Annotated in this window: 15 protein-coding genes; 3 read left to right on the plus strand and 12 right to left on the minus strand. The window is 39.5% G+C overall.

Features of this window, described 5'->3' with window-relative positions:
* Positions 1-49: 49 nt before the first annotated feature.
* The 7 genes from HWQ47_RS18230 to HWQ47_RS18260 form a co-directional block, all read right to left on the minus strand.
* Positions 50-379: a hypothetical protein gene (locus HWQ47_RS18230; RefSeq protein WP_269967484.1), complete on the minus strand. Its 330-nt coding sequence runs from the start codon at positions 377-379 to the stop codon at positions 50-52.
* Positions 380-432: 53 nt separating this feature from the next.
* Positions 433-735, minus strand: coding sequence for a hypothetical protein (locus HWQ47_RS18235; protein ID WP_269967485.1), 303 nt, complete (start codon positions 733-735; stop codon positions 433-435).
* A gap of 72 nt (positions 736-807) precedes the next feature.
* The gene (locus HWQ47_RS18240) at positions 808-1,146 is read right to left on the minus strand and encodes a hypothetical protein (RefSeq protein WP_269967486.1); all 339 of its coding nucleotides are present in this window, start codon (positions 1,144-1,146) and stop codon (positions 808-810) included.
* 119 nt (positions 1,147-1,265) lie between these two features.
* Positions 1,266-1,589 carry a hypothetical protein gene (locus tag HWQ47_RS18245; protein ID WP_269967487.1) on the minus strand — a complete coding sequence of 108 codons (324 nt, stop codon included), beginning with the start codon at positions 1,587-1,589 and terminating at the stop codon, positions 1,266-1,268.
* 54 nt (positions 1,590-1,643) lie between these two features.
* Entirely contained in the window at positions 1,644-1,985 is a 342-nt protein-coding gene (locus tag HWQ47_RS18250; protein ID WP_269967488.1) for a hypothetical protein, read from the minus strand.
* Positions 1,986-2,052: 67 nt separating this feature from the next.
* A complete protein-coding gene (locus tag HWQ47_RS18255; protein WP_269967489.1) occupies positions 2,053-2,916 on the minus strand; it encodes a tetratricopeptide repeat protein in 864 nt (287 codons plus the stop codon).
* Between the two features lies 1 nt (position 2,917).
* Positions 2,918-3,892: a hypothetical protein gene (locus HWQ47_RS18260; protein WP_269967490.1), complete on the minus strand. Its 975-nt coding sequence runs from the start codon at positions 3,890-3,892 to the stop codon at positions 2,918-2,920.
* 50 nt (positions 3,893-3,942) lie between these two features.
* On the opposite strand from HWQ47_RS18260, the gene HWQ47_RS18265 reads away from it, so the two are divergent.
* Positions 3,943-4,632 carry a transposase gene (locus tag HWQ47_RS18265; protein WP_269967491.1) on the plus strand — a complete coding sequence of 230 codons (690 nt, stop codon included), beginning with the start codon at positions 3,943-3,945 and terminating at the stop codon, positions 4,630-4,632.
* 101 nt (positions 4,633-4,733) lie between these two features.
* Here the strand turns inward: HWQ47_RS18265 and HWQ47_RS18270 are convergent, their stop codons facing one another.
* The 5 genes from HWQ47_RS18270 to rsmS form a co-directional block, all read right to left on the minus strand.
* Positions 4,734-5,075, minus strand: coding sequence for a hypothetical protein (locus HWQ47_RS18270; protein WP_269967492.1), 342 nt, complete (start codon positions 5,073-5,075; stop codon positions 4,734-4,736).
* Positions 5,076-5,346: 271 nt separating this feature from the next.
* Positions 5,347-5,748: a hypothetical protein gene (locus tag HWQ47_RS18275; RefSeq protein ID WP_269967493.1), complete on the minus strand. Its 402-nt coding sequence runs from the start codon at positions 5,746-5,748 to the stop codon at positions 5,347-5,349.
* 13 nt (positions 5,749-5,761) lie between these two features.
* On the minus strand, positions 5,762-6,973 hold the full coding sequence (locus tag HWQ47_RS18280; RefSeq protein ID WP_269967494.1) for an RHS repeat-associated core domain-containing protein: 1,212 nt from the start codon (positions 6,971-6,973) through the stop codon (positions 5,762-5,764).
* Positions 6,973-11,247, minus strand: a complete 4,275-nt coding sequence (locus HWQ47_RS18285; RefSeq protein ID WP_269967495.1) for an RHS repeat domain-containing protein — start codon at positions 11,245-11,247, stop codon at positions 6,973-6,975. The genes HWQ47_RS18280 and HWQ47_RS18285 overlap by 1 nt, the downstream gene beginning before the upstream one ends.
* A gap of 823 nt (positions 11,248-12,070) precedes the next feature.
* Positions 12,071-12,238: a pleiotropic regulatory protein RsmS gene (gene rsmS, locus HWQ47_RS18290; protein WP_269967496.1), complete on the minus strand. Its 168-nt coding sequence runs from the start codon at positions 12,236-12,238 to the stop codon at positions 12,071-12,073.
* Positions 12,239-12,398: 160 nt separating this feature from the next.
* On the opposite strand from rsmS, the gene HWQ47_RS18295 reads away from it, so the two are divergent.
* Together HWQ47_RS18295 and HWQ47_RS18300 are read left to right on the plus strand one after the other, a co-directional pair.
* Positions 12,399-12,638, plus strand: coding sequence for a hypothetical protein (locus HWQ47_RS18295; RefSeq protein ID WP_269967497.1), 240 nt, complete (start codon positions 12,399-12,401; stop codon positions 12,636-12,638).
* A 625-nt stretch (positions 12,639-13,263) separates the two neighbouring features.
* Positions 13,264-13,704 (plus strand): universal stress protein, encoded by a 441-nt coding sequence (locus HWQ47_RS18300; RefSeq protein WP_269967498.1) that lies wholly within the window; start codon positions 13,264-13,266, stop codon positions 13,702-13,704.
* The last annotated feature ends 27 nt before the right edge of the window (positions 13,705-13,731 follow it).

A 13,731-nucleotide genomic window follows, 5' to 3' on the forward strand; every position in this document is an offset into this window, starting at 1 on the left:
TTAACGTTATAACTAAATTTGAATAAATTATCCCTTATACGGCCATAAACTAACCCACTCGGTGAACTCGTATATAACCATTCCCACAACTCCCTGCATTATCAAAACCAATATTTACAGGTGCCTTAGTCGTATGAGCAATCAACAACCTAGATAGCATTCTGTTTGTCGCAATATCACTAACGTCAGTTGCAATGGCAAAGTAACTTTTGTTGCAACTTGGATGTGAGGAGGGCTGATTGTGTAATCGAAATAATATCAAACTACTGCTATAAGTCATCACCGCGGTCACTTCACCAACCATATTGGCGTTGTAACCAGCATATGACATATTGGTACTCCCCAAGAGCAAAGCTAAGATAAATATAATTTTTTTCATAAATATCACCTATTACAAATAATTCCTAGCGAGTATCTAAAAAATGAACATGTTTACTTAATTAGCCAAACTCCGACAATATCAGAACGGATCCCAGTTCCACACTGAGCACTATCATCTTGATACCTAATGACGACTTGTTTGTCTGCCATTTGTGCTGCGAGTAACATTGAGTATGTTCTATCGAAATCGACATCATTACTGCGTATATTAGCCACCCCTCCAGACTCAAAAACCATCCAGAGAGATCCATTATCCCCGATATATAGACGACTGGTCTTAGCTGCGCATTCCTTGTAAGCAAATACAGACGTGGAAATAAAAAATAGCAATAATAACCAGACCAAGGCTTTCATCTTAATTCCTTAATTTTTAATCGATAAAAAGCTAATGAGCTCTGACCTTTTATTTTTACCCATAAAATTAAGTTACTTCAGTAACTCTACAAATCTAATATCAGCCGAGAACCAATTTGTTATACTAGAACAATTCGTTCCAGGTGCATTATCTATATAAATTTGCACACTTTTGTCGGTCGCTCTAGCTGTTGTAGCTAAAGTAGCAATTAACTTACAGCTCTCAGGGCTTGTTCTATAAAACTTTACTTGGGGATTACATACTTTCATAATTCCTGAGTCAGCCACCCTTAAATAAAGCCCATCAGGCTGATGATAAGCAAGCCTATCGACCTTACCAGTGCAAATCGCTGTTGCAGCCATGACATTCGATGTAAGCAGGCTAAATATTAATACTATTAGTTTATTCATACTTCCTGATAACCTTTCAAAGTAAAAACCACCCAACCACCTCTTATCTGGGCACCAAACCTAACTAAACCTAAAGAGCTTAAAGCTAATGGTCTCTGACCCTTTATTCCAATGATTAACTAACCATAAAAATAAAAGTAAGCAACATTACAACTACCATCTGCATTTTTTGAATAACCAACTCGTATAGGTTTCTCTGCCATCCTCGCAGCCAAAATCATACTAATCCAGTGTTTTGCATACTCTTTACTGCTATCAAACTTTAGATGCCATACCCCAGTAGCAATGCAATCTGGAGCACCACCTGTGCCACCTAACTTTACTAAGGCTGTATTACTAGTGTTGATATAAAATCCTTGTACATTCCCCTCATAGTCAATGGCAAACACTGGCACAATATAAAGAGATAAATATAGGCAACACGTTTTTACTAATAATTTCATTACCACTCCATTGATAAAACTTACAATCTTCAGGCATTTAGCTCTTTATATACCCTAATTTAATCCCGATGTGATCTGTATATTCCCAATGCGGCAAGTTGTGTCATCACCATTGGTGTAAACAGTTACCGTTTTACCGGTGAGTGACATCGCCAGTGCCGTTGAATAAACACGATTCTTCTCTTCGGCAGTCCCGGAAAAATATAACCAACCATAAGTTCCCCCACTGCATCTATCTGGCGATATATTGCCTGAAAGTCTTATGGCAGGATTGGCCCCAGATGCCATAAGCGATGTGATCTTGCCAGTAGCCCAAGTAGTTCCAGCAATTGCTTGAGCTGCAAAAAACAGGTTAAGCACTGATACAATTAGCAACATCCAAAGTGAAGACTTCATCTTAATCCCTTAATTTTTAATCTATAAAAAGCTAATGGGCTCTGACCCCTTTATTATTGTTATTATATTATTTCCCTTTTAATTTGTTAAATAGCGCTCTTGCTTGTGCATTTCCTAATTTAGCAGCCTCAGTCAAATGGAACTTCATTTTTTCAGCATTTTGCTCAGATTTAAAAATGACAGCTAGATTCATATGCGCCCGATCAGAGTTCATGCCTGATGCCTTTAAATAATAATTTTTTGCTTGTTTCCAATCCTTATCTAAAGCTCTCCCCTCGAAATACAGATCACCGTACAAAAGAATGGCATTTAGATTCTTAGCCTCTATAGAGTTATGCAAATAGAACTGAGCGTCTTTTATGTTTTTCTTTTCAAGTAAATCTAATGCTAGAAAATAATCTGTAGTACCCGTTGTATCTAAACTGCAAATCTCCTTAAATAAGCGAATAGCTTCTTCTTTATTCTCTATTTCAGGCAAACCAAAATACATATGTTGAGCATATAGCCTTGTCCAATCAACATATTGAACCGAAGGGTATTTGTAATTAAACTCACGTTCTAAATCTAAGTAGTACATACTTTTGTCAAAATCTTCTTTAAAAAAGTACAACTCTGCTAAATTATGGATCGCCGACTTAGAACCTTCTTTATACGCTTCGTGAAGATGTTTTTCCGATAAACGAATACTCTCAGGGTCCTTTTTAATCAAGTAGAGCGCCCCAAGCATGTTTTTCTTCCACATAACATCATCCTTCAAGTTATCAACTTGTTTAATAACTAAATCGACACGCTCAACATCATTGGTGTCAATTATTGATTCAGCGGCATCTTTAACACACTTAGGTTCACTGCATTTAAAAGCAGATTCAGTAGCTAAACTACAAAAACTAAATCCAAAAAGAAGTATAATTAAGTTTTTAAATAAATTCATATTAATAACCAATATCCGGCTTACCAAATAACTTTTCTAGCCATAAACTACTCTTTCCAGTGTAAGTATTTAACTGTGGAGTAGTTGCAACATGTACGTTATGTCTTATGGCCTGTAATTTTGGGCTATTGCCTTTAACACTGAGTGAGCCACAAACTCCTCCCGCTGCATGACTACAAACCTTGCCTTCAAGAGCAACACTTCCTGTGTGATCAACCGTTAGTGCTACAGGACCACCTACTGAAGCTTGAACCCCATTATTAGAAGCTCCAAACCCTGCACCAGAAACAGAAGGTCCCTCTAATTTAACGTCCTTACCATCATAAGATACACCCGCTAATTTTACATGTTCTCCTTCAACAGATATTTCGCCTTTAACTTCAGTGGTAACTAGTAACTCTTTATCATCAATAGAGACAAAGTTCCAACGATCATCTGCTGTTTCATTCACTACAAATTGAATAACAGCCGTTACAGCTCCATTTGCAAACTTACCACCCGTTATCTTGGAAATAGTTCCCCCAGCGATAGCTTGAATAGTTGCACGGGCCAATGATGTACTCGTTTGTATTTTACCTATCCCCTTCATCATTCCAGCAGTTATGAACCCATGACCAAACTTACCTCCTTGTACAACAGATAAAACGCCTCCAGCACTTGCATGTGCCAACATTTGCTCTGCTGTAGACCAAGCATTAGCTGTACCTTCTGCGCCATGAATCTTCCCTCCAATGGCACCAAATACAGCCCCTGATAGGGCTCCCATCATAGCCCCGCGCAAAGTCCCCGTTGCTATATACCCGCCTGCTGCACCAGTTATCGCACCAGCCACAATGGCGTTACTAAACGCCCAAGATGCAGCCCAGCCAGACGCAGCTCCAGCTGTAAAATACGTTACCACAGCGGCGACAATAACTCGCCAATACTTCTTCACAAAATCAAATAGCTTAACAAAGGGGTCAGAGCCCTTTAGCAATTATCATCTATACTTAGCATCCAAACCTTACCTTTATCCAAGGAGCGGATATGCCACGAAAGCCACGTTTTTATGCCCCAAACATTACCAACCATATCATTCAGCGTGGCAATAATCACTCCGCTTGCTTCTTCAATGATGACGACTTTAAAATCTACATTAACGCACTCACTGATGCGCTAAATCAATATAATGTAAAACTACATGCTTTCGTGCTAATGACTAATCATGTTCACCTGCTTATGACTCCTTCAACAACTGAAGGCATCTCACAAGTAATGCAAAGTATCGGCCGCACTTATGTCAGTACAATAAACCGACTTTACCAGCGTACTGGTACCCTTTGGGAGGGGCGTCATAAAGCCTGCCTTATCGATAGCGAAGCCTACTTCATAGCTTGCCTACGCTACATCGAACTCAATCCAGTAAGAGCCAACATGGTTAAACATCCCAGCGAATACCCATGGTCAAGCTATCAATTTCATGGTGCTGGAAAACAGATTGCTTGCCTAACACCACATCCGCTCTATCAACAACTTGGCTCTACACCAGAGCTTCGGCAACATCACTATAGAGAGCTATTCAATACAGCTCTGCCACCTGAACAAATCCATACCATCAGAAACTGTTTAAATCACAACTACCCACTTGGTAATGACAAATTCAGGGCCGACATTGAAGCCCATTTAAATGTGAGATTTGGCCATCTCTCACCAGGACATCCAGTTAAACCTCTGTAAACCAAAGAGCTAAAAACTAATGTATTTAATGGGCTCTGACCCCTTTATCTCCCTCCATTGATAAAACTTACAATCTTCAGGCATTTAGCTCTTTATATACCCTAACTTAATCTCGATGTAATTTGTATATTCCCAATGCGGCAGGTGGTGTCGTCACCATTGGTGTAAACAGTTACCGTTTTACCTGAAAGTGACATCGCGAGCGCTGTCGCATAAACACGATTCTTCTCTTCGGCAGTCCCGGAAAAATATAACCATCCATAAGTTCCCCCACTGCATCTATCTGGCGATATATTACCTGCAAGTCTTATGGCAGGATTGGTCCCAGATGCCAAAAGCGATGTGACCTTACCAGTAGCCCAAGTTGTTCCAGCAGTTACTTGAGTGACAAAAAACAGGTTAAGCACAGACAAAAATATCAATACCCAAAGTGAAAACTTCATCTTAATCCCTTCATTTGTAATCGATAAAAAGCTAATGGGCTCTGACCCCTTTATCTATTATAAATTCAGAGCCGACATTGAAGCTCACCTTAACGTCAGATTCGGCCATCTAGCACCTGGACACCCTAACAAACCTAAGTAAACCTAAAGAGCTAAAAACTAATGGGCTCTGACCCCTTTATTTCTTAGACCCCTTTATCTCCTTTATCTATCTAATCTATCGACCCCTTTATCTCTAATAGACTCACCTAAGCGGAGAAGAATCCAAAAATTAATTAACTGATGCTATAGGTCTAGGATCATCTTTAGGTGAAAAAATAATATCAACCATAAAATCATTCTTTTTATTTGAATAACTAAAGGTATTTTCTCTTGTTGTATAAACCTCATTAATTCCCAGCTGTTCATGAATGATTTTAATAAATTTATGGCCTAAAAAGTTTGAATCGACTTTGACTATAACTGGCCCTATGGAAGTTGCAAATTCTTGTTCATACCTTAGCCTATGAAAATAAAAGATAATGCATATTAAAAATACTGAAATGACGTACTCAACTCCTCCCCACTTCATAAGACCAATAACTGCAGCAATTAAACAAGCTGGTATTGAAATAGCTAGCTTTATAATATTAACAAGTAAACTCGTCTTTAATTGAACATATTTTTTTTGCATGGTTCAATAACCTTTAATTATTGCCGAGTTCATCAACATGAGCTGAATTCAAAACATTAACAGTTTCCGCTGTAGCGGCAGCAGCTTTATCAGTGAATTTTATCGCTTTAGCAGCCTTATCTACAACCCCTCCCAAAGTACCTAATGCACCCGCAGCTAAAACCTCACCACCATTAACTTTGCTAAACCCTTCCGATACTGCACTTGCTGTGGAAGATAGCGTAGATTCAACAGACGATGTATCTATTTTACTTGTATCAGTGTTAGCCATTGTTTGCCCAGCAGCTTCACCGATAGCACTACTAGCTGCACTCACGGCCACACTTGCAATCAATGATGGAGCTAAAGAAGCGCCAAAAGTTGCTCCCGCTAACCCACCAACGGCTCCTCCAGAAATGGCTCCTGCAAATATTTGCTTAGCATCACCACCATTTAGAGCGGCCGACACTCCTCCTCCTACGGCACCAACTATTCCACCTAAAATAGCTAATGGGTTTTCACCATCAGGATCAATATATTTGTAAGGATTATTATTCGCATATGCATAACGGTTAAAACTATGTACATCCCTAAATGGCAGAGGATCATTCGAATAAAACCTTCCAATCAAGGGGTCATAGTATCGTGCCTGCATATAGGTAAGACCTAGATCTTCATCTTGCAGGTGCCCCGTATAGCCGATACCCGCTTTTTCGCCGCCAAGGCGCTTACCAAATGGCTCATAGACACTACGACGAGCCACTTGGCCTGCTTCATCAGTCTCCATCACTGGTGTACCCAACATATCGGTATGCTGATAGGTCACCTTAGAGCTACGTGATACCGTGCCCGCTAGATACCCCACACCACATTGATGATTGGCATTACAAGCTTGCACCTCTATGGTATTACTCCCCAACGACAAGCCAGCCAAGTCGTAACTGGTTCCGAATACCTTAATAATGCGCTTTTTACCATCTTCATCGGTGATGATGATTTGGTAATAACTTGCATTCGTCACCGCTGACCAATTGAGGTTATAACTGCCATCAGTCGTGGTGCTAGTCACACTCCCGGTGCTACTTGAAGGCATAATGGGAATAAAGGTGGTGATATCCCCAACAGCAATCGGAATAAATACCGTTTGCCCTTGGCTTGCTTGTGATTGAAAAGACAGTAAAGCGACTGACAAAACAAGCGCAACAAATGAATTAATGGCAAACCGAGTGAACATTAATATTTTCATTAGTATTCATCTCCATTGCCTGCATACGCAAATTTAGTCGTAGTGCCACCACTGCTACTACAAGTCAAGTTAGCTTCATAACCCGCACCTTCATTTTCGAAGTAAATGCCCATATTGCTGGTGCCAGAAAGTGTTGAGTGTAAAGAGCCATTTCGAAAAACTCTGCCTGTACAGCTGTCAGCATTGCTTGTTGTCCATGACAACTTGTACGCATCAGCTGGAGGAATTGGAGGAAATGGGTTCGCTGACTGACACACCGTACCTTTAGGGCAATCACCACCGCTACCTCCACCACCAGAAAATATAAGACTAATACTCGGTTTCAGCGCTGGGGGAGGCGGAGGTGTGTACGTACCTCTATGCTCGACCTCTGCAATCAACTGCTTACCCAGATAGAGGGTATCTGTTTTATCACCATTGGCATTTTGGCGATAAAGCAGTTGCCCAGCTTGACTGTAAACACTGTGATCCTCATTCTTTTTTACTCGACGATTGTGGCCATCATAGCGATAGGGAATACCTTTGGCTCTAGTGACTTGATTAGCACGGTTGAAATCTAAACCATAGCGACCATTGTGAGTCACACTACCGCGCGTATCATATGTATAATTGTAAGCATAAGCTCCGCTGAGGTTATTGAGACGATTAAGCGTATTATAGTGGTAAGTAATTGATGAGCCACTAATACTGCGGGTTTTGATATTACCTAAACCATCATAAGTGTAACTTCCAGCCCCCCACTTACCATCAGCTGACTCTAAGCGGTCTAGCCCGTCATAACTCATGTTGCCGATGTCATTGCTGCGGTCAACCCAATCAATTAACCTTGATAAATTATCATTTTGGTCATAACTGGGGTCTAATCGCAGTTGGTAGGCCGCTCCATTAACATCAGAGATTTCATCGATACGGCCTGTAGTGTCTAAAGCCACCTTGCGCACCATTCCATTACCATAGGTCAACTGTTTTAACTGGCCATTGGGATGATATTTAACATTACTGGCATAATTGACAGCACCTTCACTCGTCTTGGTTGGCTGCCCTAAAGCATTAGGCGAGTAATTGACTGTTCGGCCTGATGGATATTTTAGTGACGATACCGTCCCCAAACTGTTATACCCCCAATCCAGCACAAAGCTTTTACCGTCGATGGACAGGGTTTCTTTGTCTATGAGGTTAAGTGAGTTATACAAGTAACTCCAACTAATGGCACTACTACCACTGCCGGAGGTTAGGCTTGCTAAGTTACCATTAGCATCATAGCCATAGGTATTATCAGGTGTGGTATCGGGGAAGTTCTCGGTTTTCAATTGCCCCAGATTGTTATACCCCAAAATCACTTTGTGTGATGGGGGAACCGATGACGCTGCACAACTATCATGGCCTCCATCTGTCCCTTCTGCCCGCCAAATAAGTTGACGCTGTGCGTTATAATCATAGGCTGTTACACCAGTCTCAGGGCGATAGGTTTTACACAGTTGCTGATAGCCATCGTACAAGCGCTTCTCAGTTACAGTGCCCTGTGTGATCGACTTCACTTGACCGAATTTATTGTACGCGATGCTGGTATCATCACCGTCAGGAGTGTCAATTAACGTCGGCTTGACAAAGCTCGGGCTGCCATATGCCAAATAGCGGGTTGTTGTTACATTGCCTTTGGCATCAGTGACTTTAATTTTATTACCTGGAAGATACTCATGAGTAGTAGCCGCATTGTCACTCGTTCGAGTAACAGTATCGACTCGGCCTAATTCATCATATGCCGTGACCATGCCAGCCGTAGCACTAGCATTACCGCTGGGGAAAGATTGCAAAATCGGACGATTAGCATAATCAAAACTGTTACGTTGATAGGCAGTAGTAGAGAAATCACTTCTATCTTTCGTTCGTGTAAACGTTGGGCGCAATAAACCATCATGGTAAACTCTTTGTTCAAAATTACTCTGTGTAATGGTTTGCTTAAGCTGACCTATTTCGATATCACTGCCGTTAAGCCCATCGTTTGCCGTTGTTACCTTGGCATAACTGATAATTTTGTCAGACCAAGCACCATTAGCATAATCTACTTTCGTTAACCAACCGATAGGGTTATAACTGTAATTGGTTTTGTTGCCGTTAAAATCTGTCACGCTTTTAGTCGTACTGTCACTGTTAACTTCAATTTTAGCAATTATTGTATTACTGGTGCTCCCATTTACAGTATTACAACCATGAGTGCTTGCACATGGCATGGTAATTTTACGGGCTTTACCACGATAATAATCTTCATATTGCTCAAAGCGATTTAAGCCACTATAAGTGATTTGCTTTAAATTACCATCTGAGTGGTAGGTATTGGTTGAAACTAACCGACCAAATGTCTTTTTTTGGTAAGGTAACAAGCTACTATTGTATGTTGTTTCTTTATAAGGGCTCCCAAAACTAGAGGTGCTGGATATATATTGTTTAATCGGTAAATTTAGTATCCAGTTATTTTTATCATGTTGATACTCTATTTTCCTGTATTTTTTCTCAGAAAATACCGTTGATGACTCTGAAGTTATCAAAGGACGACCAAATTTATTAAACTCAACCACATCACTTACGAATACATCGTCATCATAAATAGATGTCGTTTTAGTTTTAATCCCATTTGCCCGCTTTGAATAATTATTATAAAAATCACTATTCACGGGGTATCCATTGAACTCTGGAGCATCAAATTCATATTGAACTTGCTCTACTAAAGTATTACTCTCATCAAGTTTTTCTACTGCTTCAATCTTACCCTCTTTCCATGACCAAGAATCTCTGTTTACGTAATAAACTATTTTGGATAGGTCGGGGTTTGTAACTGTTGTCGTTCTATGTAGGAGCCTGTCTATATTACTTGGGATATCTCCCACCAAGTCTTGGAAGCGCTCTCTAGTTTTCCTCCTATAGTGGCCAGAGTTTTCAGAGTATGAATACTGCCATACATATTCATCACTTAATACATTCAACGTTTTCTTTACTAACGCATAATTGTTCGTACAAGTGTGGTCAGGAAGATCATTGTAATCATAAAGACTTTTCAGAAACCACCATTTAACATTAGCCCTAAAAAACTCCCTAGCACCAAAGTAGAAAGTAGCAGAGGATCCATCAGGGTGAGTGACATTCATCTCCTCCAAAGTAGGACTTATAGAAGAGCTACAAGAATCTTCTTGATCATCTGGCTCATCAACATAATGAAGATCGTAATCCCACTTTCTTCCATCAGGCATGGTCACTACCAAAAGAGAAGTCTTCGTAGTGTAAGAAAGATCTGATTCATACCGCCATATTTTGCCTGATGATTTAATTAATTTGACCGAGTTTGATGGTCGTTCAACAGTAACTTCCCTTCCATCATTAGATACAATTTTTATGAGCTCTTTCTTATCATTATATTTATATTCAACAACATTACCAAATCTGTCCTCTACTTTAGAAACATATAAGACATGTTTTTCTTTATAATATGAACTGGAGCCGCCAAGACTCGGTAATGAAAACTTAGATGTATTCCCATTTAGTAAACTTAATTTATACTCATCAAGATAGTACTTGACCCCTTCAGGACTTGTCGCTAAGAAACCTTCATTTCCACCTGTTGCAAAGCAAGATATGACCCAATCATTATTCGTTGAATAGCGTGTGCCTTGTGGTAAATCTTCCAATTGATTTGGGCTAGGGTACAACAAGCTACTAGAGATCATATTGGGAATGATAAGTCTTAACCCAGAAGAATACCTATTACCACTAAGGCTGACATGAGTACTGTTACCATTTACATCATCATAAGAAGCTCTAATCCTACCTAAATTTTGCAAGCCAGAGCAACGGTTATTGCTACCCAACTTCCATGCTTCAGCAAAATAGCGCTCTTCATCTCCACTTACCATTTGATATTCAATTCGAGGAAGCTCTTCTCTCCAGCCTGTCAATTCTGGCCTATCCACCGTAAATGAGGTGTTATACGCAACTTGTAAACCAGAGTTACCCGGAATATTGGCGTCAGAGCGGTGAAAGGTTAACAGGCCATTAGCAATATCATACTTCTCACCCATCAAATCACTGGAGTGAAAACTGAGTCCATAATTCGGGGTCAATTTTTTGATAAAAGAGTCATTCAAAAATTCATTGTTGTTAAGCTCTTCATCGTCCCCATCGTTCTCAGAGAAAACTGGTAACGAAACAAACACCAATAAGGCTATCACCATGACTTTTTTTATTATAAATATATTGCGAACATTCCACATAAATAACCTCATAAATAATACTATCCTTGTCTATCTTTGCGGTATTTTACTATTACAACAAGCCAGCAGTACGTAGCTTAATGTGGCAGGCGGAAAATTATGTTACCACTGCTATCTGTGTAAACTTCATAGCCTTGATAATCGGAATTGAAATCGGCTTTTGTATAACCAACACATGATAAAAATAGCAATCCATTGTTTAATCATAATCCCTTACCGAACAAATTAATTTAACACTAACCACCGGAACGATTACATTAAACTATCAATATGTAAACATATGTTACAACTTATTTCTTAAATGTTATGGCATTTTTTTGAAATTTGTACTGCTCAAACTTTCACACTTATTCCTTCCCGACTACAGCAAAAGATAACTAATTAATTGAATTATTTAATAATCAATGAAAGATATATTTTAAATGAATGTAAATTATTTATCCTCCAAAAAAAGGGGACTTAAAAAAATAAAAATACATGAAATAGTATTGAGGAGGTGAGGATTAAGTATATAAGAATTTCATCTTGGAGAAGAGGCTTAGTCTTGGCTGGTTTTGTAATGAGTCATTTTCGGCGACACGGCGTTGATAATACTCTCTAATCTCACGACGCTCTTCGGCGCGGTTAACCACTTTGGCAAAACGTTTGCGTTTGTGTATACCCAAGCGACTTGGAAATGCAGGATTCTGTGGGTATTGCTGCTGGCATATTAGTCTTAGATGTGCCGCACATGCCACTCGTTAATGTTCTGGTCCACAGAAAATAAGGCCGTACAAGAGTTAACAATGTTTCAGCAGAGGCAGACTACATCTTAATTGTGTTAAACCTTAGAGAGTCACACTTTAGCCAATTTAGCCTTGAGATCAGATGCCACTATTTCCAATGCGGATAGCGCAACTTGTGGATCAATATTTTGACTTTCAAACAGATAAATGAGGTCCACAGCAAGCTTAACCTCATCACAGGCTCCATCGATTGAACTATGTGGGATATCTGCTGACATAAACCTTTCACTGTGTTAAACCATTCTCGAACGAATATTGTAAATAGTTCAGCGGCAAGTTCACAGGGAAATATCGACTATATGGCATTAATTCATATATCTCGCATTCTGAAATAGCTTGGGTATAATGCCGCTATAATCAGGCTAACCTTGATACCTTATGACAACAGAGACTAATAAAATCGACTTTTCAATGATCAACAAAATGACAGCTAAGTCGTTTAATGAGCAAAAAAACCTAATCAAGCGACTCTTTAAAGGCAACACGGTATTATGTGAAACCTGCAAGCAACCACTTAAGTTGGTTGTACCTAAAGAAAAGGATTCAGGGAAAACCTACGGCGTGTTCTGTAAAAAACAGTGCACCGATATCCAACTAGAGATTGAACTCGTACTTTAATTTTTCAGGTTCATTGTATCAACGTCGCAAAACTCCCTCTGGATAACTTTAATCAGTCTAAGGTGGGATCTCAGATATGGGATCTCGACCGAACTGACGACAAACAATATCAACAGCCCTGAAATATAGACTGGCAAAACGATAAAGCCTCCCCATTAAATGTTTGCCAAATACCGCCTACACCACTTTTAAACCTGTGTATAGTTAATTTTATTTAATCAAAACATAGAGATAAACTCAATATTCCTCAAAGCCAATATGGTCTACTCTGATGTTATAGAAGCGAGTGTTATAATTAGATAATAAATTAATCAAACACGCTATACCCAAGCTACTTGAAAATGCAGGATTCAGTGGGAATTTAATGCGCTTTAGGCAAGATATTGATTGTAGGTAATGGTAGTTCCCTTAGCAAAATCAATAACGCAGTATAAAGCACATTAAAACCCATCGAAGAAGGCTTTGCGCAAGCCCACTTCGTTGTTGCATTAGCTTAAAAGGGAGTCACCATTCATACGCCAATGCGTCTAGAATTGAACTCGCGCAAGGCCTCTGAAACGAGTATTATCAGGTAGTTTGGGGATAATAAATCAATTTAATATTGCATCAATATGGGGTGATTATCATGAGTTACAAACACATTCTTGTATCCATTGCCTTAAATAAAGACAGTGAGAAAGTGTTAAAGAGGGCTGCTCAAATAGCCAAACAAAATAATGCTAAGCTAAGTCTGATCCATGTAGATTTAGATATTCCTCATAACTATGAAGGGATGCTTGGTGTCGACTTTCAAGAAAGAGAATCGGCATTAAGACATGAGTCTATCGCTTCGATGAACAAGCTTATCAGTACTCACGATTACGAGATCAAAGAACATATATTTCACAGCGGGTATGTCGACGATGAAGTTATTGATAGTGTGGAGAAATACCATATCGATCTCTTAATAATGGGTCACCATAAATCCAGTTTTATCAGACAGATGCTACTCTCTCCCAGCGAGCCAGTACTGCGTAATATGCCTTGTGATCTTATGTTCATCAAGCTCGACGATGACCAAGCATAAAGTATTAGCTTACACCCAATAAAAAAG

It is taken from the genome of Shewanella sp. MTB7 (genome assembly GCF_027571385.1).
In the GTDB taxonomy this organism is placed as follows: Bacteria; Pseudomonadota; Gammaproteobacteria; order Enterobacterales; family Shewanellaceae; genus Shewanella.

Excerpts from the sequence above, each read along its gene's own strand:
- rsmS (WP_269967496.1), bottom strand. The coding sequence starts at position 12,238 with ATGTCAGCAGATATCCCACATAGTTCAATCGATGGAGCCTGTGATGAG.
- HWQ47_RS18270 (WP_269967492.1), bottom strand. The coding sequence starts at position 5,075 with ATGAAGTTTTCACTTTGGGTATTGATATTTTTGTCTGTGCTTAACCTG.
- HWQ47_RS18300 (WP_269967498.1), top strand. The coding sequence starts at position 13,264 with ATGAGTTACAAACACATTCTTGTATCCATTGCCTTAAATAAAGACAGT.
- HWQ47_RS18275 (WP_269967493.1), bottom strand. The coding sequence starts at position 5,748 with ATGCAAAAAAAATATGTTCAATTAAAGACGAGTTTACTTGTTAATATT.
- HWQ47_RS18280 (WP_269967494.1), bottom strand. The coding sequence starts at position 6,973 with ATGAAAATATTAATGTTCACTCGGTTTGCCATTAATTCATTTGTTGCG.
- HWQ47_RS18235 (WP_269967485.1), bottom strand. The coding sequence starts at position 735 with ATGAAAGCCTTGGTCTGGTTATTATTGCTATTTTTTATTTCCACGTCT.
- HWQ47_RS18245 (WP_269967487.1), bottom strand. The coding sequence starts at position 1,589 with ATGAAATTATTAGTAAAAACGTGTTGCCTATATTTATCTCTTTATATT.
- HWQ47_RS18240 (WP_269967486.1), bottom strand. The coding sequence starts at position 1,146 with ATGAATAAACTAATAGTATTAATATTTAGCCTGCTTACATCGAATGTC.
- HWQ47_RS18230 (WP_269967484.1), bottom strand. The coding sequence starts at position 379 with ATGAAAAAAATTATATTTATCTTAGCTTTGCTCTTGGGGAGTACCAAT.
- HWQ47_RS18295 (WP_269967497.1), top strand. The coding sequence starts at position 12,399 with ATGACAACAGAGACTAATAAAATCGACTTTTCAATGATCAACAAAATG.
- HWQ47_RS18255 (WP_269967489.1), bottom strand. The coding sequence starts at position 2,916 with ATGAATTTATTTAAAAACTTAATTATACTTCTTTTTGGATTTAGTTTT.
- HWQ47_RS18285 (WP_269967495.1), bottom strand. The coding sequence starts at position 11,247 with ATGAGGTTATTTATGTGGAATGTTCGCAATATATTTATAATAAAAAAA.
- HWQ47_RS18265 (WP_269967491.1), top strand. The coding sequence starts at position 3,943 with ATGCCACGAAAGCCACGTTTTTATGCCCCAAACATTACCAACCATATC.
- HWQ47_RS18250 (WP_269967488.1), bottom strand. The coding sequence starts at position 1,985 with ATGAAGTCTTCACTTTGGATGTTGCTAATTGTATCAGTGCTTAACCTG.